This is a genomic window from Dechloromonas sp. TW-R-39-2 (assembly GCF_016864195.1).
Lineage (GTDB): Bacteria > Pseudomonadota > Gammaproteobacteria > Burkholderiales > Rhodocyclaceae > Azonexus.
In genome coordinates this window covers 793,088-811,422 of the sequence record NZ_CP045202.1, presented here as the reverse complement: position 1 = coordinate 811,422, position 18,335 = coordinate 793,088, and the positions used below count along the sequence as shown (strand labels likewise).

General features: G+C 56.0%; 21 protein-coding genes. 10 read left to right on the top strand and 11 right to left on the bottom strand.

What is annotated here, in order from left to right; genetic code table 11:
* Window positions 1-32: 32 nt before the first annotated feature.
* Both GBK02_RS04015 and GBK02_RS04010 read left to right on the top strand, forming a co-directional pair.
* The gene (locus GBK02_RS04015) at window positions 33-359 is read left to right on the top strand and encodes a tetratricopeptide repeat protein (RefSeq protein WP_203468471.1); all 327 of its coding nucleotides are present in this window, start codon (window positions 33-35) and stop codon (window positions 357-359) included.
* Window positions 360-537: 178 nt separating this feature from the next.
* Window positions 538-864, top strand: coding sequence for a hypothetical protein (locus GBK02_RS04010; RefSeq protein WP_203468470.1), 327 nt, complete (start codon window positions 538-540; stop codon window positions 862-864).
* Here GBK02_RS04010 and GBK02_RS04005 read toward each other — a convergent pair whose 3' ends face one another.
* Genes GBK02_RS04005 through GBK02_RS03990 form a run of 4 tightly spaced genes read right to left on the bottom strand, consistent with a single transcriptional unit; the run spans window position 865 to window position 3,941 of the window.
* Window positions 865-1,722 carry an SPOR domain-containing protein gene (locus GBK02_RS04005; RefSeq protein WP_203468469.1) on the bottom strand — a complete coding sequence of 286 codons (858 nt, stop codon included), beginning with the start codon at window positions 1,720-1,722 and terminating at the stop codon, window positions 865-867.
* 8 nt (window positions 1,723-1,730) lie between these two features.
* Entirely contained in the window at window positions 1,731-2,255 is a 525-nt protein-coding gene (locus GBK02_RS04000) for a DUF2802 domain-containing protein (RefSeq protein WP_203468468.1), read from the bottom strand.
* Between the two features lie 21 nt (window positions 2,256-2,276).
* Window positions 2,277-3,482: an OmpP1/FadL family transporter gene (locus GBK02_RS03995; protein ID WP_203468467.1), complete on the bottom strand. Its 1,206-nt coding sequence runs from the start codon at window positions 3,480-3,482 to the stop codon at window positions 2,277-2,279.
* Window positions 3,483-3,542: 60 nt separating this feature from the next.
* Window positions 3,543-3,941, bottom strand: coding sequence for an acyl-CoA thioesterase (locus tag GBK02_RS03990; RefSeq protein WP_203468466.1), 399 nt, complete (start codon window positions 3,939-3,941; stop codon window positions 3,543-3,545).
* Between the two features lie 93 nt (window positions 3,942-4,034).
* Between GBK02_RS03990 and GBK02_RS03985 the strand changes: the two genes are divergently transcribed.
* The 8 genes from GBK02_RS03985 (at window position 4,035) to GBK02_RS03950 (ending at window position 14,964) form a co-directional block, all read left to right on the top strand.
* Entirely contained in the window at window positions 4,035-5,855 is a 1,821-nt protein-coding gene (locus tag GBK02_RS03985; protein ID WP_203468465.1) for an ABC transporter ATP-binding protein/permease, read from the top strand.
* 24 nt (window positions 5,856-5,879) lie between these two features.
* Window positions 5,880-9,383, top strand: a complete 3,504-nt coding sequence (locus tag GBK02_RS03980; protein WP_203468464.1) for a PAS domain S-box protein — start codon at window positions 5,880-5,882, stop codon at window positions 9,381-9,383.
* Window positions 9,376-10,284 (top strand): response regulator, encoded by a 909-nt coding sequence (locus tag GBK02_RS03975; RefSeq protein ID WP_203468463.1) that lies wholly within the window; start codon window positions 9,376-9,378, stop codon window positions 10,282-10,284. Before GBK02_RS03980 ends, GBK02_RS03975 begins: the two co-directional genes overlap by 8 nt.
* 36 nt (window positions 10,285-10,320) lie before the next feature.
* On the top strand, window positions 10,321-11,841 hold the full coding sequence (locus tag GBK02_RS03970) for a SpoIIE family protein phosphatase (protein ID WP_239003161.1): 1,521 nt from the start codon (window positions 10,321-10,323) through the stop codon (window positions 11,839-11,841).
* Window positions 11,842-11,861: 20 nt separating this feature from the next.
* On the top strand, window positions 11,862-12,758 hold the full coding sequence (locus tag GBK02_RS03965; protein ID WP_239003160.1) for a glutamate/aspartate ABC transporter substrate-binding protein: 897 nt from the start codon (window positions 11,862-11,864) through the stop codon (window positions 12,756-12,758).
* Between the two features lie 67 nt (window positions 12,759-12,825).
* Window positions 12,826-13,563, top strand: a complete 738-nt coding sequence (locus GBK02_RS03960; protein ID WP_203468460.1) for an amino acid ABC transporter permease — start codon at window positions 12,826-12,828, stop codon at window positions 13,561-13,563.
* Between the two features lies 1 nt (window position 13,564).
* Complete coding sequence (gene gltK / locus GBK02_RS03955; RefSeq protein WP_203468459.1) at window positions 13,565-14,239, top strand: glutamate/aspartate ABC transporter permease GltK; 675 nt, start codon at window positions 13,565-13,567, stop codon at window positions 14,237-14,239.
* The gene (locus GBK02_RS03950) at window positions 14,236-14,964 is read left to right on the top strand and encodes an amino acid ABC transporter ATP-binding protein (RefSeq protein WP_203469291.1); all 729 of its coding nucleotides are present in this window, start codon (window positions 14,236-14,238) and stop codon (window positions 14,962-14,964) included. Before gltK ends, GBK02_RS03950 begins: the two co-directional genes overlap by 4 nt.
* A 48-nt stretch (window positions 14,965-15,012) precedes the next feature.
* Here GBK02_RS03950 and rplQ read toward each other — a convergent pair whose 3' ends face one another.
* The 7 genes from rplQ to infA all read right to left on the bottom strand — a co-directional run bounded on the left by rplQ (window position 15,013) and on the right by infA (window position 18,329).
* On the bottom strand, window positions 15,013-15,411 hold the full coding sequence (gene rplQ, locus GBK02_RS03945) for a 50S ribosomal protein L17 (RefSeq protein WP_203468458.1): 399 nt from the start codon (window positions 15,409-15,411) through the stop codon (window positions 15,013-15,015).
* Window positions 15,412-15,469: 58 nt separating this feature from the next.
* Window positions 15,470-16,444: a DNA-directed RNA polymerase subunit alpha gene (gene rpoA / locus GBK02_RS03940; protein ID WP_203468457.1), complete on the bottom strand. Its 975-nt coding sequence runs from the start codon at window positions 16,442-16,444 to the stop codon at window positions 15,470-15,472.
* A gap of 24 nt (window positions 16,445-16,468) precedes the next feature.
* Window positions 16,469-17,098, bottom strand: a complete 630-nt coding sequence (gene rpsD, locus GBK02_RS03935) for a 30S ribosomal protein S4 (RefSeq protein ID WP_203468456.1) — start codon at window positions 17,096-17,098, stop codon at window positions 16,469-16,471.
* Window positions 17,099-17,110: 12 nt separating this feature from the next.
* Window positions 17,111-17,500, bottom strand: a complete 390-nt coding sequence (gene rpsK / locus GBK02_RS03930; RefSeq protein ID WP_066880003.1) for a 30S ribosomal protein S11 — start codon at window positions 17,498-17,500, stop codon at window positions 17,111-17,113.
* Between the two features lie 12 nt (window positions 17,501-17,512).
* Window positions 17,513-17,875 carry a 30S ribosomal protein S13 gene (rpsM, locus tag GBK02_RS03925; protein WP_203468455.1) on the bottom strand — a complete coding sequence of 121 codons (363 nt, stop codon included), beginning with the start codon at window positions 17,873-17,875 and terminating at the stop codon, window positions 17,513-17,515.
* Window positions 17,876-17,923: 48 nt separating this feature from the next.
* Window positions 17,924-18,037 carry a 50S ribosomal protein L36 gene (rpmJ, locus tag GBK02_RS03920; RefSeq protein ID WP_028994206.1) on the bottom strand — a complete coding sequence of 38 codons (114 nt, stop codon included), beginning with the start codon at window positions 18,035-18,037 and terminating at the stop codon, window positions 17,924-17,926.
* 73 nt (window positions 18,038-18,110) lie between these two features.
* Window positions 18,111-18,329, bottom strand: coding sequence for a translation initiation factor IF-1 (gene infA / locus GBK02_RS03915; protein WP_203468454.1), 219 nt, complete (start codon window positions 18,327-18,329; stop codon window positions 18,111-18,113).
* Between the last annotated feature and the right edge of the window lie 6 nt (window positions 18,330-18,335).

The window sequence follows — 18,335 nt, the reverse complement described above, 5'->3', positions numbered from 1 at the left end:
TTGGAAAAACCTTATTTTAGCCTTGGAGCACCATGAATCCACGTATCGAATCCCTCGAAAAAATGCTCGGCGGCCCGCGCGATGGCGCCCTGCTCCGTTTTTCCCTGGGCAATGAATATCTCAAGGAAGGCAATGCCGCTGAAGCTGGAAAATGCTTCCAGGCCGCCGTCGACCGCGACAAAAACTACTCGGCCGCCTGGAAGGCACTCGGCAAGGCACTCAGCGAAACGGGCGATCATCAAGGCGCCCTGGATGCTTACGAACAAGGCATCGCAGTCGCTGAAACACGGGGTGACATACAAGCTGCCAAGGAAATGACGGTATTTGCCCGACGCCTGAAGATCGCGCTGGCAGAATAACTGCCTCTACCACAGCATCACCAACGTTGATCTTTGGCGCGACATTTACCGGCGAGATGGAAACCGCCTGGTCACTGATCAAGATTTAATATTTGCTTACAAAACAGCCGGGCGGGTGAGTCAGCCCGGCTTCTACCTGCCACGTTATATGGACATGCTCACCCATCCAGTGAAAACCATGTCCGCCATCAAAACCATCCGTCGCGTTGTTCTTGCCCTGACGCTGCTCGCCAGCCTCGGTGCCTGCACCGTCATCCCGGCACAACACGGTTATTACCGGCCGGCACCGGTTTATGTCGAAACCTACCCGGCCTATGGCTACGGCAGTTCGCGCGGTTATTACGGTGACGACCACTACTACGACCGTCGCGGCTATGGTGGCTACCGTGAGCAACGCAACTATCAGGAACCCCGTCGGATCGAATCCCCTCTGGAGAATGCCGCACGGGTCCACCGGGATATACGCCGCAGTCTCGGGCTGCCGAGACTGCCCGGCATGCCCTGATCAGGGCTTGGCGCCTTTCGGGGCAAGCAGCACCGTTTCCACGCCCAGTTCCCGAAGTTTTTCCTGAGCCATTTCAGCCTCCTGGCGCGAGCGGAAAGGCCCCACTTGGACACGTGTTTCAAGTGTTGATGGCAAGCCGCTCAGCGTCAGCTTGGCATGCAACTCCTCGGCCCGCTGCGTGCTGGCAAACACGCCGGCCTGCAACGAAAAACCCGAGAACAGGCGCGCCATGCTTGAGGGCGGAACAACCTGCGGCGTCGTACGACGAACTTCAGTGACACGCGCGGACGGGCTAGCCGTCGGTTGAACAGCCGATGGCACAGACGGCGGCATGCTTGGCGGATAAGTCGGCTCTTCAACAACCGGCCGAGCCGGCCTGGCTGACGGCGTGACCGATGCGCTGACCGGCGGGCTGCCCGTCACTTTAGCCGGCCCGCGAGCAACGGCTGCGGTCGACGTTGCTGCCGGCCGTTTTTCGACCGGAGTTTCCGCCGCCTTTTCTGTCATCTTTTCTATGACCTTTTCCGGCTTCACTTCCGGTGCCGGCTGCACGGCAGCGACTTGCGGAGGCGGCGGCGTTTCAACCACCGGCTCCGGCGTCGGTTGGGCCGGCGGTTCGGGCAAACTGTCGGTTGTCTTGACCGGCTGGGAGACCTCTTTGCGGGGCGCAACGGGAACCGGCTCGGTGAAAATTCGGGTTTCACCATCATCCGGTGGGGATGACAGATAATCGAAGAAAGTCAGGGTCCCCAAGAGCAGCGCAACCAGCACCCCGGCAAAAGCCAGTCGCTTGACCAGTTTGCTGCGTAGTTCGCCAGCCTCGTCCTCGGTTTGTGAAGTCTGTGGTGTTTCTGCCATCGTTTTTCTCACTGCGCCTGACTTTTTGCCAGCGCCACGACCAGTTCTGCTTCGGCCCTGGCAATACCGCAACGCTCGGCGATCATGGCCGGCTCATAACCCGATGCGGCCATTTGCATGGCATCGCCGTAAATCGGTGAAACGCTTTGCGTCGCCCGCATATGCGCCAACTCCTGCAGCATATCGGCACGCAGCGCGGCAAGCTCTCCGCGCATGGCATCCACCTCTTCACGCAACTGGGCAAACTCCTGCTCCAGGCCTTGCCGCAGGATATCCTCGGCCATTCTGGCCGGCGGCTTTTCCCAGCTTTCTTCCAGGGTCAGTTCAGGCTCATCGTCCGCCAGACGTGATGGCGATACCGGTTGCCGATCAAGCGTCGGGGCAACGGACTGGGCAGTTACTGGTGCTGGTTTGCTGCGCAGATAGAACATGCGCAGCAAGACAAAGCCCATATAAAAAGCAACCAGCACGATCAGAGCGATCACACCCTCACGAATACCCAGCGTCAATCCACCGAGTTCGAGAACAGGCAAGCTCGCTCCAGACACGAACGTTTAGAACCCGACCGAATATTGCAGACCGACCACGTGAGCGCTGTCGTCGTAACGGCCGCGCAAGGTGCTGGCGCCGTTCAGCTTGGACTGGTTGATGGTCGGATCCTTGAGGTACAGATAGGAGTAGCCGAGATCAAACGTTCCGGTCTTGCCGGTATTCCACTGGCCACCCAGCGAGAACCAGACGCGATCATTGTCCGGCACGCGGGCCGAACGGTCGTTATTGGTCGTCGGGGTCTTGTCGTAGGCGATACCGAACTTCAGCTTGGTGGACTCGGTTGCACGATAGGCCGCGCCCCAGGCAAAGCGCCAGGAGTCCTTGTAGTTGAAGGCTTCGACATCGGTTCCGGTGCTGTGATTGATCTTCAGCTTGTCGAGTGTGCTCCAGTTGGTATACGACAGGTCACCCATCGCCTCCCAGCGGTCTGAAACCTGCTGCCAGACGGAGAGGATGAAAGTATCGGGCAACTTGATGTCGGCCTTGGCGGCCGACGAGGTTGCCCCTAGTGAACGCGTTCCCTCGAGCGTATAGCTGACTGCGGAACGATAGGAAATACCGACGCGCATGGCCGGTGAAAGCGTGAACAAGGCCCCGGCATTCCAGCCCCAGGCACTGTCATCGCCCTTGAGGGCGTACAGGCCAAGTGGCGTCGCATTGGTCATCTCGGCATTGATGGTCTGGTAATTGACGCCGAAGCCGAGCGATACCTTGTCGTTGACCTTGTAGGCGACGGACGGGTTGTAATTGACGGTTTTGATTTCAGACTTGATCGACTGGTTTTTCCCGATCCAGTTGCTGTTGTTGTACTCGGTCGACAAGCCAAAAGGCGCCGAAACGCCGAAGCCGAGATACCAGTTCGGCGAAAGCTGCCACGAGAAATAGGCATTCGGCACGGCCGCCCAGCCACCGGCATTGCCACCGTTGCCACTACCGCCGAGCAGTCCGCTGGACCCCTCGTTGTTGAACTCAAAGCGCGGCCCGATGCCATTGACACCCGCCGACAACTGGAAACCCGTCAGCTGAGTCATGCCAGCCGGATTGAAAAATACCGTGCTGGCATTATCGGCAACAGCGGCCGAACCGGCGTAGGCCGTTCCCAGGCCGCTGGCATTTTGCTCCCAAAGCTGGAAGGCGGCAGCCGAAGCGGCGCCGGAGAAAGCAATCAGGATCAGGGCAGGCAGGGTACGCAAGGTCATTTTATTCATCACTTCGCTCCATCAACGGCGGGCCAATTTATTAACTGCGTGATTTTATGTCATTTCTGCCTATTTTTCGGCTGGAACCTCACGCTTGTTTCCATCAATATCAATTGCCACATAGGTCAGTTGCGCCTCCGTCACCTTGACCGTGATCGGATTGGCGTAGTTGCGCTCGGCATAGACCTCGACATTGACCGTGATCGACGTCTTTCCGATACGCACGATTTCGGCATAAAGACTGACCACATCACCGACGGAAACCGGCTGTTTGAACAGGAAGGAATTGACCGAGACCGTTGCTACCCGGCCACGGGCACGACGCATGGCTGGAATGGCGCCGGCCACGTCAACCTGGGCCATCACCCAGCCGCCAAAAACATCGCCGTTCTGATTGAGATCGGCCGGCATCGGAACGACACGCAGCGTGGAGTGCTTGTTAGGAAGATTGATGCGGTCGACAGTCATGGGATGCCCGAATTCAAATAAAGCCTGATTTTCCCGGAATCAGGCCAGTTTTCATATACTGGCGAAAACACCATAACAAAAGGCAATACCCCGATGCGTCGCTCGACCGCCCTGCCCAAGCCGCCTGCCGGCCAGCCTCTGCCGGAAACCCATGTCTGGCTGACCCTCAAGACCCTGTTCCCCTATCTCTGGCGCTATCGCTTGCGGGTTTTGGCTGCCTTGAGCTGCCTGGTGGCCGCCAAAGTCGCCAATGTTGGCGTGCCGATGGTTTTCAAGGGGATGATCGACGAACTGTCAGGCCCGCAGCAAGCCCTGGCCATGCCCATTCTGCTGCTCCTGCTTTATGGCGCATTGCGCTTTTCAACCGGCCTGTTCACCGAACTACGCGAAATCCTCTTCGCCCGCGTCACCCAGCGCGCTGTGCGCCAGGTTGCGCTGGAAGTTTTCCGCCATCTGCACTCGCTGAGCCTGCGCTTTCATCTTGAACGCCAGACCGGCGGCGTCTCGCGCGATGTCGAACGCGGCACCCGCTCGATCTCCAGCCTGATTTCCTACACGCTCTATTCGATTCTCCCGACGCTGGTTGAAATCGGCCTGGTACTCGGCATCCTGTTCGTCAAATACGATCTCGGTTTTGTCATCATCACGCTGGTCTCTCTGGTCAGCTACATTGTCTTTACCGTCAAGGTCAGCAACTGGCGCATCGACATCCGTCGGGCGGTGAATGAAAACGACTCGGCCGCCAACACTCGCGCGGTCGACAGCCTGCTCAACTACGAAACGGTCAAATACTTCAACAACGAAGCCTGGGAAGCCCGCCGTTACGACGAACAGTTGATCAAGTGGGAAGATGCCGCGACGCGCAGCCAGACCACCCTCGCCTTCCTCAATCTCGGCCAGCAGATGATCATCGTGCTCGGCGTGACGGCCATGATGTGGCGCGCTGCCAGCGGGGTAGTAGACGGCACAATGACTATCGGCGACCTGGTGCTGGTCAATGCCTTCCTGATCCAGCTTTACATTCCGCTCAATTTTCTCGGCGTGGTTTATCGCGAAATCCGTCAAGCGATGACCGACATCGAGCGCATGTTCAAGTTGATGCAGGAAAACCGCGAAATTGCCGACGCCCCCGATGCGCGCGATTTGCCGAATGGGCCGCTGCAAGTCAACTTTGACACGGTCGACTTCGCCTACGACCCGGAAAGGCTGATTCTCAAGAACCTCAGCTTCGCCATCCCGCCGGGCAAGGCCGTTGCCGTAGTCGGCCACTCCGGCGCCGGGAAATCGACGCTTTCGCGCCTGCTTTACCGTTTCTACGATGTCACCGGCGGCTCTGTCCGAATCAACGGCCACGACCTGCGGACGCTGAAACAAAGCAGCTTGCGCGCCGCCATCGGCATCGTGCCGCAAGACACCGTGCTGTTCAATGACAGCATTTTCTACAACATCAATTACGGACGTCCGGAAGCCAGCAGGGAGGAAGTCTTCGCAGCCGCCCGCGCCGCACAATTGCACGATTTCATTGAAACCCTGCCGCAGAAATATGAAACCCGTGTCGGAGAACGTGGCCTGAAACTGTCCGGTGGCGAAAAGCAGCGTGTCGCCATTGCTCGCGCCCTGCTCAAAAACCCGCCTATCCTGATTTTCGACGAAGCAACCTCGGCGCTCGATTCAGGCACGGAAAGAGCTATTCAAAGCCAACTCGAACAGGCGGCGATCGGCCGCACCACATTAACCATCGCTCATCGACTGTCGACCGTGATGAACGCCAATGAAATCCTGGTCATGCACGAGGGCCACATCATCGAACGCGGCACGCACCAAGCGCTCCTTGCTGCAGCCGGCAGCTACGCCCGAATGTGGACTTTGCAGCAACAGGAAAACGGCAATATGGCAGAGCCGGAAAAACTATAACTTTAGTTTTATACTGAATGGCTTATGCCCATAATCGATCCCACGCCTCATCTGAACAGCCGCAATACCCGGTTTTTCCGCTGGATATTGCCGTCGATCATTTTTGGTGCGCTGGTGATCGCCACCTGGGCCGGATGGCAGTGGCAACTGCAGGTACAAGCCGACAACCTGAACGAAACGCATAATCAGGAAAGTGCGGCCATTACTGCGGAAATCCGCGAACGGCTGCACCTCCACGCCCATTTCCTGCGCTCGCTTCAAGCGTTTGCCTCAACCACTCCCGGCCAGGATCTCAAAAGCTGGCGCCGCTATACCCAGGAAATCAACCTCGGCAGCAACCTGTCCGGCCTTTTCGCCTTCGCTTATGCCCCGGCCGTCCGCCCTGCCGAACTGGAGCGCTTTGTTTCCGACACCCGGCGCCAGGTCGACCGCAGCGATTTCAGCATTTTCCCGGCGATTGACGGCGATGTCCTGACGCCGGTCACGTTCATTGCCCCGGACAACAACATGCTGCGCGGCAGTATCGGCTTCAACCTGCTCTCTGAAACCACACGCCGCCAAGCGATCGAGAATGCAATCGCCAGGCGCGATGTCGCCATGTCCGGGCCGATTGTGCTGCTGTTCGACAAGGGCAGCCGGCGTCCAGGATTTCTTCTGGTGCATACGCTTTATCACCAGGGCATGCCGTTGAACAATGTGCAGGAACGACAACAAGCCTTTTCCGGACTCGTCCTGACGGCCTATCGGACCGATGAATTCCTGAGTGCCCTGCAAAAGGGAGGCAACTCCCGCTTCTCCCTGCAGATTTTTGATGAAAACCTGAGCAGCCTGCAAAACACAGCCACCTCGCCAACGCTGATCTATGACTCCGACCCGGAGCTAAAACCCTCGCCGGACAGCCCGACTTTCCACCACGAAATCGACTTCGGCGGCCGCAACTGGATTCTCAGTTACCGACCGCGTCACGATGAAAGCAAGCACAGTGCGCTCAACCCCGCCAGCCTTATTCTGGTCGGTGGACTGATCGGCAGCAGTTTGCTGGCACTACTGGTTTTCTACCTGACCACCCACCGCGAACGTGCGCTGCGCTACGCCAATCAACTGACCGGTGAATTAAGCGCATCCGAGGAACGTTTACGCCTGGCCATGGCCGCAAGCAACGACGGCATATGGGACCAGAATCTGCAAACCCATCAGGACTACATCAGCCCCCGCATGGCGCAGATATTCGGTTTCAGCGAAGAAACAGCACCTGACAACATTGGCCCTTACCTGGCCAGCATCATTCCGGAAGATCTCGCTCTGCAACGCTCGGCCCTACGCCGCCACCTCAAGACCAACGCCCCGTACGATGTCGAACTGCGCATTCACAAACAAGGCGGCGAAATAACCTGGGTTCGGGTGCGTGGAGAAGCCTTGCGCAATCAGCATGGACATCCCATCAGGCTGGCTGGCTCAGTCTCCGACATCACCGAAAACAAGCAGGTTGAAGCACGCCTTGAACGCCTGCGCGGCTTGCTCAGCACCTCAGTTGCAGCCATTCCCTTGCCTGTTTTCGTTCAGGATGAACGCCATAGCCTGCTGATGGTCAACCATGCCTGCTGCCGCCTTTTCGGTTGCGCCGAAAGCGAGTTGCTGGGGCGCCACTGGCCGACGATCGGCAATATTCCAGCAGAAGATCAGCGACTGTTGTTGAGCAGCAGCGAGCGCACACTCAGCACCGGGCGCAGCAATCCGCTGGAGTTCCGCCTTTATCTGGAAAATGGCGACACCCGCCTGATCGTCGCACACACCGCACGCGCCCAGGGGCCGGAAGGACACCCGCTCCTGATCAGCACACTGACCGACATGACGGAACTGCGGCGGGCAGAGTCAGCCATCCAGGCCGCGGACCATCTGAAACAGTCGGTACTCGATGCGGCAACCGAAATCGCCATCATCGCCACCGACCCGCAGGGTTTGATTACCGTATTCAATCGCGGTGCCGAAAAAATGCTGGGTTACACAGCCGCAGAAATGGTCGGCCGCCTGACCCCGGCAGTCATTCACCAAGAAGCTGAAGTTACGGCTCGCGCCGAAGAGTTGAGTCATCAATTCCGACAGGAAATTTTCGGCTTCGCAACATTTACAACGCTGCCTCAGATCAACGGGGCTGAGCAACGTGAATGGACTTATATCCGCAAGGACGGGGCTTGCCTGACAGTCAGCCTGGTCGTCACAGCACAACGTGGGACCAGCGGAGAAACGATAGGCTACCTGGGCACGGCGATCGATATTACCGAGCAAAAACGTGCAGAACACAACTTGCGGCAAAAACACGAGCTACTGCAAACCGTGTTGGAACATATTCCGGGAGGTGTTTCGATGATCGATGCCGAGCTCAACTTCTCAATGGCCAACAGTGCGCTGAAGAGCGTGCTCGACTTCCCGGATGAGCTGTTCGCCGGCAAGACCCCGACATTGCACGAAGTTGCCCTGTTCAATGCCAGACGCGGGGAATACGGTCCGGGCGACCCGGAGATCATTGCCGCCGAAATCGTCGCCAAGGCCCGCAACCCGGAGCCGCACTGCTTCGAAAGAACCCGGCCCAATGGCAAGACGATCGAGGTTCGTGGCGCTCCGTTGCCCGATGGCGGCTTTGTCACCATTTATACCGACATCACCAAACGCCGGCAAACCGATGAAGAACTGCTCCAGCACCGCAACCATCTGCAGGAACTGGTCACCGAACGCACCGCACGGCTGGCCGAAGCTCTGCACCAGGCACAGGCTGCCAGCCAGGCAAAGTCGGAGTTCCTGGCCAATATGTCGCATGAACTGAGGACACCGATGCATGCGATCCTCAGCTTTTCCGAACTCGGCACGGAGCGCGCAGGAAGTGGCGGAGAAGCCAAGCTGCTTCAGTACTTCCAGCGCATTGAGCAAAGTGCACAGCGCCTGCTGGGCCTGATTAACGAATTGCTTGATCTGTCGAAGCTTGAAGCCGGGCGCATGGAACTGTCGCTCGAAAAAACAGAAGTGATGCAATTGCTGCAGCAAGTGGAGGCGCAACTTGAACCCTTACTACTGGCACACCGGCAAACCCTGACGCTGGAAGGCAAACTGCCGCAAACCGAAATCATGGCTGATCCAAACCGGATTACCCAAGTGATCTACAACCTGCTATCGAATGCCATCAAGTTTTCTCCTGACGGCGGCCAGATCAAGATCGCCCTTGATTCTGCCGTACTGGCCACGGGACGACGCAGCGAAGACCGAGGCGTCGAAGCTGCCATCGCCATACAGTTCATCGATGATGGCGTAGGCGTACCGGAAGAAGAGCTGGAAAGCATCTTTGACAAATTTGTTCAGAGCAGCACGACCAAAAACGGGGCGGGTGGAACAGGCCTGGGTTTGGCCATCACCAGGGCAATTGTTTTACAGCACCGTGGTACGATTGTTGCCACAAACAATGTCGGGGGCGGCGCATGCTTCACCGTCACCCTGCCGCTCAACAATGGGACAGTAAAGGTCGAATCGCATGAGTGACGTGCGCATCTTGATTGTCGATGACGAAGCGCTCAATCTTGAAATATTGACCGAATATTTCGAAGCCGAGCCGTCATTTTCTGTTCGTGCGGCAAATAGTGGAGAAGCGGCTTGGGCATTGCTGCAGGAACCGGATAGCCGGTTCAACGTCATTCTGCTTGATCGCATGATGCCGGGCATGGATGGCATTGCGCTGCTCCGCCACATCAAGGCCGACCCACGCTTGGCCGGTACACCGATCATTCTCCAGACCGCCGCTATTTCTGCCGGACAGATTCGTGAGGGGCTTGAAGCTGGCGCTTACTATTACCTGACCAAACCGTATCGTCGCGACGCTTTGCTGGCGATTGTGCATGCCGCACTTGCCGAAGCCGAGGTGCACGAATCGCTGCGCCTGGCATTAAACCAGCATATCAACACCCTGCAATTCCTCGACCAGGGCGAATTTTCCATCCGGACAATCGAAGAAGCGGGCCAACTGGCCTCCTTTATCGCCCAGGCTTGTCCCAACCCGGATAACGCCGTGCTCGGAATATCGGAATTACTGGTCAACGGGGTTGAACACGGCAATCTCGGCTTGAGCTACGAAGAAAAATCCGAACTCAAACGAACGGATGGCTGGAAAACCGAAATAGAGCGCCGCAGCACCCTGCCGGAAAACAAGGACAAGCGAGTCATTCTCAATTTCCAGAGAGATAACACCGGGATCACCCTGACTGTTTCTGACCAGGGCAAAGGCTTCCCCTGGCAAAACTTTCTTGAAATTGACCCTGCGCGTGCTTTTGACCCGAATGGTCGTGGTATTGCCCTGGCTCGACTGCTCAGTTTTTCGAGCATCCAGTACCAGGGGTGCGGCAACGTTGCGATTGCCACCATTACTTGTAGCGATAACGAAAACTAAAACCAACTGTCGATCATGGCTGCTAATTTTACAAAAATGAAAGTTCTGGCTGTCGATGACAACCGGACCAATCTGCACATTCTTCAGGTTTTCCTGAAAAAACTCGGGCATGAAGTCATTCTTGCAGAAAATGGCGAAGAGGCTGTCCACCGCTTTGAACACGATGCCCCGGATATTGTCCTGCTGGACATCATGATGCCGATCATGGATGGCTTCGAAGCAGCTCGGCGCATCAAGGCAACCAGTACCGAGCGATGGACACCGATCATTTTCCTCTCGGCACTCAACCGTGACGAAAATCTGGTCGAAGGGCTGGATTCCGGCGCAGATGACTATCTGACCAAACCGATCAATTTTGTCGTTCTTGAAGCCAAGTTGCGCTCAATGCAGCGAGCGCTCGGCATGCAGCAGGAGTCGATCGATTCCTTGCGCCGCGTTCAGGCAATTTCAGACAATGTGATCGACGCCATCATCACGATCAATGAGTTGGGACTGATTGCCTCAGTCAACCGTGCTGCAGAACGTATTTTCGGCTGGCGCTCGGATGAATTGCTGGGTCAGAACATCAAGATGCTGATGCCTGAGCCGTACCACAGTGAACACGACGGCTACCTGAGCAATTACATGGGTGGCAAACCAGCCAAAATCATTGGCCAGGAACGTGAAGTAGAAGCGCTTCGCAAAAATGGAGAGCGCTTCCCGGTCACGCTCGGAGTTACGGAAGTCCTGCTGGAAAACAAGCGGATGTTCATCGGGGTCGTACGCGACATTTCAGAGCAAAAGGCCGCCCAACAAAAATTGCGTGAAAATGCCGGGTTGCTGCAAGCCTATTACGACCAGAACCAGTCGGAGCAGCAACTGGCGATGCGCCTGATGGAGCAACAACTCCACCGCAAAGGGCTGCAGGATTCGCGTTTGCACTACAAAGTCATCCCTGCTGAAAATTTCAGCGGTGACGTCGTGGCCGCCAGCCGGTCGCCTGAAGGACGTTTCTATGCACTGCTCGCCGATGCCACAGGGCATGGTCTGACTGCCGCCATCAGCGTACTGCCCGTGCTGGCCCTGTTTTACCGCATGACCAAGCTGAACCGCTCGGTCAAGGAAATCATTCAGGAACTCAACCTTCAACTGAAAGAATCGATGCCGCTTGGCCGGTTTGTTGCGGCCACTTTGCTATGTCTGGACGAGGTTCAGTCAAATGGTGAAATCTGGGTGGGCGGAACACCCGAAGCCTTCATGTTTGACCGCTGGGGGCGGACTACCCGGATTTTCCCTTCAGAGAACCTGGCGCTCGGGATTGTCGATAATGACTTCATCGAATGCAAACCGGTTCAGTTTTCCTGGGAAAAGGAAAGTCAGCTGGTACTCTGTTCCGACGGTCTGCTGGAGGCCGCCAACAAGGAAGGCATCCAGTTCGGCGCACAAGGACTGGCCGCCGCGGCGGCCAACACCTCACCGATTACCCGCTTCAGCCACATTGAATCAGCCTTGACCCGCCACCTCGAAGGAGGCGTTGCGGCCGATGATATTTCGTTGATGATTATCGATTGCCCTTAACTCACCCCATGGAGACGAAAATGCATTTCATGAAGATAGCTTCTGCTGCAATTCTTGCCGGCGCCTTTGCTTCGACACCGCTCCTGGCACAGGAATCGGCGACCCTGAAAAAGATCAAGGAAACGGGCAGCATTACACTTGGACATCGCGAGTCCTCCATTCCTTTCTCGTATTACGACGACAAGCAGCAGGTGATCGGCTATTCGCATGAACTGATGCTGAAAGCCGTTGAAGGGATCAAGGAACAGCTCAAGTTGAGCAAGCTGGATACCAAGTTGATGCCGGTCACTTCGGCGAATCGCATCACACTCGTTCAGAATGGAACGATCGATATCGAATGCGGCTCAACCACCAACAATCTTGAACGCCAAAAGCAGGTTGGTTTCTCGACCACAATTTTTGTGATCGGAACTCGCTTGATGGCCAAGAAGGATTCCGGCATCAAGGACTTCTCTGACCTGACCGGCAAGAACGTCGTCACGACAGCCGGTACGACATCCGAACGCCTGCTGCGCAAGATGAATGAAGACAAGCAGATGAAGATGAATGTCATCTCGGCCAAGGATCACGGCGAGTCATTCCTGACGCTTGAGACGGGACGGGCCGTTGCATTCATGATGGACGATGCCCTGCTCTATGGCGAAATGGCCAAGGCCAAGCGTGCCTCCGACTGGATTGTGACCGGCACGGCCCAATCGAAGGAGGCTTATGGCTGCATGCTGCGCAAGGACGATCCCGAGTTCAAGAAGGTCGTTGATGCTGCGCTGACCAAAGCAATGACCTCTGGTGAGGCCGAGAAGATTTACAGCAAGTGGTTCATGAATCCGATTCCCCCCAAAGGCCTGAATCTTGCCATGCCGCTTTCAGATGAAATGAAAGCCGCTTTCAAGAACCCGAACGACAAAGCATTCGAATAAGCAAATCTTGCGGTCAACCGTCTGCGGCGCCTGAAAATGGCACCGCAGACTCACCGGAGGTTGTCCCATGTCATACCACTGGAACTGGCAGGTCTTTCTCCAGCCGAGCGCCACCGGAGAAGGCAGTTATCTCGCCTGGCTCGGCGAGGGTCTTCAATGGACAATCCTGCTCTCTCTCAGCGCCTGGATGATTGCCCTGCTCGCCGGCTCGATTATCGGCATCCTCAGGACGGCACCAAACCGGTGGCTTTCAGGAATTGCCACCGCCTACGTTGAGATATTCCGCAACATCCCCCTGCTGGTACAACTATTCATCTGGTACTTTGTCTTGCCAGAACTTTTGCCAGTCGAACTGGGCAATGCCTTCAAGCAAACCCATCCACTGATTCAGCAATTCTTTGCTGCCATGCTCTGCCTTGGCTTGTTCACGTCAGCCCGCGTTGCCGAACAAGTCCGCTCAGGAATCAATGCGCTTCCTCAAGGTCAAACAGCGGCGGGGCTAGCAATGGGCCTGACCTTACCCCAAGTTTATCGCTACATTCTGCTGCCTGTTGCGTACCGCATTATTGTTCCGCCACTCACCTCGGAGTTCTTGAATATTTTCAAAAACTCAGCCGTGGCAACCACCATTGGTTTGATTGAACTATCACGCCAAGCTCAACAGCTCGTTGACTACACGGCTCAACCGTACGAGGCATTCATTGCTGTCACATTGCTGTACGTACTTATCAATGCGACCGTGATGTATCTGATGCGACGATTGGAAATGCGGGTCAGGGTTCCTGGCTACATCGGGGGGAAGTGACATGTACGAATTCGATTGGTCATCGATCCCCGGCGCTGTACCTCTGCTCGCCAAAGGCATGCTCATTTCCCTTGAAGTGACGCTGACGGCAATCATCGTCGGCATTCTATGGGGAACAGTCCTCGCTGTTCTCCGGATGAGCAATACCCGCTGGATTGCCTGGATCAGCGCAGGCTACGTCAATCTGTTCCGCTCGGTTCCACTGGTCATGGTCATTTTATGGTTTTACCTGATCGTTCCCCAGGCATTGAAAAGTATTTTCGGCTCAGGAATTGGAGATATTCGCCTGACTTCGGCACTGATTGCTTTTGCCTTGTTTGAAGCGGCCTATTACTCCGAAATCATCCGTGCCGGCATTCAAAGCATCCCCCAGGGGCAGATTGCCGCAGGGCAAGCCCTGGGTCTGACACAAAACCAAACCATGCGCCTGATCATACTTCCTCAGGCATTTCGCAACATGCTCCCACTGCTTCTGACCCAGGCAATCATTCTTTTTCAGGACACATCGCTCGTTTACGTGATCGGCCTGTCAGACTTTTTTGGAACCACCTATAAAGTAGGGGACCGCGACGGTCGACTCGTCGAAATGCTGCTTTTTGCCGGCGCAATTTACTTCGTCATCTGTTTTTCGATTTCACGAATCGTCAAAACCCTTCAGAAGAGGTACGCCCGATAATTGATATCCGCTCAGTATCAAAGTGGTATGGCAACTTCCAGGTGCTTTCCGAGTGCACTACCTCGGTTGCCAAAGGTGAAGTCGTCGTCGTTTGCGGCCCCTCTGGCTCAGGTAAATCGACCCTGATCAAATGCGTCAATGGGTTGGAGGCGTTCCAGCAGGGCGATATTGTGGTGAATGGAACGTCGGTCGGCGATCCACGGACGAATCTCTCGAAACTCCGCGCCCATGTCGGGATGGTATTCCAGCATTTCGAGCTTTTCCCGCACATGAGCATTATTGAAAATCTGTGCATCGGTCAGACCAAGGTTCTCGGCCGAAGAAAAGACGAGGCCATTGACCGCGGATTCAAACTCCTGGACAGGGTCGGTCTGAAAGTGCAGGCCGAAAAATTCCCGGGCCAACTTTCTGGCGGCCAGCAACAGCGCGTAGCAATTGCACGGGCATTGGCCATGGATCCGATTTGCATGCTTTTCGATGAGCCAACATCAGCGCTGGACCCTGAGATGATCAACGAAGTACTCGACGTCATGGTCGAGTTGGCTCATGAAGGAATGACGATGATGTGCGTCACCCACGAGATGGGATTCGCACGCAAGGTTGCCCACCGGGTTATCTTCATGGACCAGGGAAAAATTATTGAAGATGCCCCGAAAGATATCTTTTTCGGCACTCCACGCTCCGCAAGAGCACAACAATTTCTCTCAAAGATACTGCAGCACTAAAAAGAAAAAGGCCGGAATATCCGGCCTTTTTCATGGGAACAAAACAGCTTATTCAGCGGCTTCGTCCACTTCCACAGCTTCGGTAACTTCCGGACGATCGACCAGCTCAACGAAAGCCATCGGTGCGTTGTCGCCATTGCGGAAACCACACTTCAGGATACGAAGGTAGCCGCCCGGACGAGCGTTGTAACGCGGACCAAGTTCGGCAAACAGCTTGACGACGATCTCGCGATCACGCAGGCGGTCAAAGGCCAGGCGCTTGTTAGCCAGCGTCGGGTTTTTGCCGAGGGTAATCATTGGTTCAACAACACGGCGCAGTTCCTTGGCCTTCGGCACGGTGGTCTTGATAGCCTCGTGACGGAGAAGAGAAACAGTCATGTTGCGCAGCATCGCGAGGCGATGGCTGCTGGTACGGTTCAGTTTGCGAAGTCCATTGCGGTGACGCATGGTTAATCCTTTCTATATTCTGCAGGCGTCCCTTGACGACCCGTGCTGAAAAAGGTCCTTAGACCTTTTCCAGACCGGCGGGCGGCCAATTTTCCAGTTTCATGCCGAGGGTCAGACCACGTGCAGCAAGCACTTCCTTGATCTCGTTCAGCGACTTACGACCCAGATTCGGGGTCTTGAGAAGTTCATTCTCGGTACGCTGAATAAGATCGCCGATGTAATAAATGTTCTCAGCCTTGAGGCAGTTCGCAGAACGAACCGTCAATTCGAGATCATCCACCGGGCGAAGGAGAACCGGGTCAACCTGAGCCGGCTTGGAGGCTTCCACAGCGGGGGCCGTGCCTTCGAGATCGGCAAACACGGAGAGCTGTTCCATCAGCACGCGAGCTGCGTAGCGAATGGCCTCTTCCGGCTCGACAACACCGTTGGTCTCAATGTCGACAATCAGCTTGTCCAAGTCGGTACGCTGTTCAACGCGGGCGCTTTCAACAGAGTAGGCAACACGGCGGATCGGGCTGAATGAAGCATCCAGCACGAGCTTGCCGATCGTCTTGGAATCACCGAGGTTGCGAACGTTACCCGGCACATAGCCGCGTCCCTTTTCGACCTTGATTTCCATCGCCAGCTTGCCGCCAGGCGACAAGTGAGCCACGACATGTTCCGGGTTGATGATTTCGACGTCGTGCGGCAAATCAATATCGCCTGCACGGACAACGCCCTCACCTTCCTTGACCAGATTGAGCGTGACCGAGTCGCGGTTATGCAACTTGAACACGATGCCTTTGAGGTTCAGAAGGATATCAACGACATCTTCCTGAACGCCATCAACGGTGGAGTACTCGTGGAGCACACCCTCAATGCCGACTTCGGTCGGCGCATAACCCGGCATGGAGGACAGCAGGATACGACGCAGTGCATTACCCAAGGTGTGACCGTAGCCGCGTTCAAACGGCTCCATCACAACCTTGGCTTGCACGGGCGAAACGCTCTGCACATCAATAATGCGGGGTTTCAGAAGTCCACTGCTTTGCATGGGCTAAATTCCTCTGCTCAGTGATTACTTCGAGTAAAGTTCGATGACGAGACCTTCGTTCAGGGTAGACGGCAGCTCGGAGCGCTGCGGCATAGCCTTGAACGTTCCCTTGCCTTCCTTGACGTCAACAGCAACCCACTCGGGGAAACCGCGGGACTCGGCAGCTTCCAGAGCGGCCTTGCAACGCAGCGATGCGCGAGCGCGATCGGTCAGCTGAACAACATCGCCCGGCTTAACAAGATAAGACGGAATGTTGACGCGCTTGCCGTTCACCAAAACGCCGTTGTGACGGACGATCTGACGGGATTCGACGCGGGAAGCACCGAAACCCATGCGGTAAGCAACGGAGTCCAGACGGGCTTCGAGCAGTTGCAGGAGGTTTTCACCGGTCTGACCCTTGCGGCGATCAGCTTCGGCGAAGGTCTTGCGGAACTGACCTTCGAGCACGCCATAGACGCGACGAATCTTCTGCTTGGCGCGAAGATGGACGCCGTAGTCGGACAGACGGGCACCAGACTTCTGGCCATGCTGGCCAGGAGCGTAGGAACGGCGCTCAATGGCGCACTTGTCGGTAAAGCACTTTTCACCCTTGAGGAAAAGCTTTTCGCCTTCACGGCGGCACTGACGGCACTTCGGATCGAGATTACGAGCCACTTGTCTTTCTCCTTAGATGCGGCGCTTTTTAGGCGGACGGCAACCGTTGTGCGGCACCGGCGTCACGTCGGAAATAGCGGTGATCTTCATGCCCAGCGCGTTGAGAGCGCGGACGGAAGATTCACGGCCAGGACCAGGGCCTTTGATGCGAACTTCAAGGTTCTTGACGCCGCATTCTTGAGCCGCCTTGCCAGCAGCTTCTGCAGCCACCTGAGCAGCAAACGGGGTGGACTTACGCGAACCGCGGAAGCCGGCACCACCGGAAGTTGCCCAGGACAGTGCATTGCCCTGACGGTCGGTAATGGTGATGATGGTGTTATTGAACGAAGCGTGAATGTGGGCGATGCCCTCAGCAACGTTCTTTTTAACCTTTTTACGAACTTTGGTAGCAGTCTTTGCCATGTTCTGTCCCTATTACTTCTTGCCAGCGATGGCCTTGCGCGGACCCTTGCGAGTACGAGCATTGGTACGGGTGCGCTGACCACGGCAGGGCAAGCCCTTGCGATGGCGCAGGCCACGGTAGCAACCGAGGTCCATCAAACGCTTGATGTTCATCGTTACTTCGCGACGCAGGTCACCTTCAACGGTGAACTTGCCGACTTCGTCACGCAAGCGATCCATGTCCGCATCGGACAGGTCTTTCATTTTAGTCGTACGACCAACGCCAGCCGCATCGCAAATCTTCTGCGAGCGGGTACGGCCGATGCCATAAATCGCGGTAAGGGCGATTTCAGCATGCTGATGGTTCGGAATGTTTACCCCTGCAATACGGGCCATCGAGTCACTCCAATATTTCGAAAATTAACGTATGCCGAGTCGAGGCGATTAGCCTTGACGCTGCTTATGACGCGGGTCCTTGCAAATAACGCGCACGACACCCTTGCGACGGATGACTTTGCAATTGCGACACACGCGCTTTACTGAAGGTTGAACTTTCATGTTTACTCCTCGTCTGCGAGGGCTTGGAAGCAGCCGTGATTCCTTGCCCTGCGGTTTATTGCGTAGAGAATCTTTACTTGGACCGGAAAACAATCCGGGCCTTGGTTAAATCATATGGCGTCAGCTGGACGGTAACCTTGTCGCCGGGGAGAATTCGAATGTAATGCATCCTCATTTTCCCGGAGATAAAGGCATGAAGCACGTGCCCATTTTCCAGTTTGACCTTGAAGGTCGCGTTGGGAAGGTTTTCTAAAACCTCCCCTTGCATTTCAATACAGTCTTCCTTCGCCATACTCAG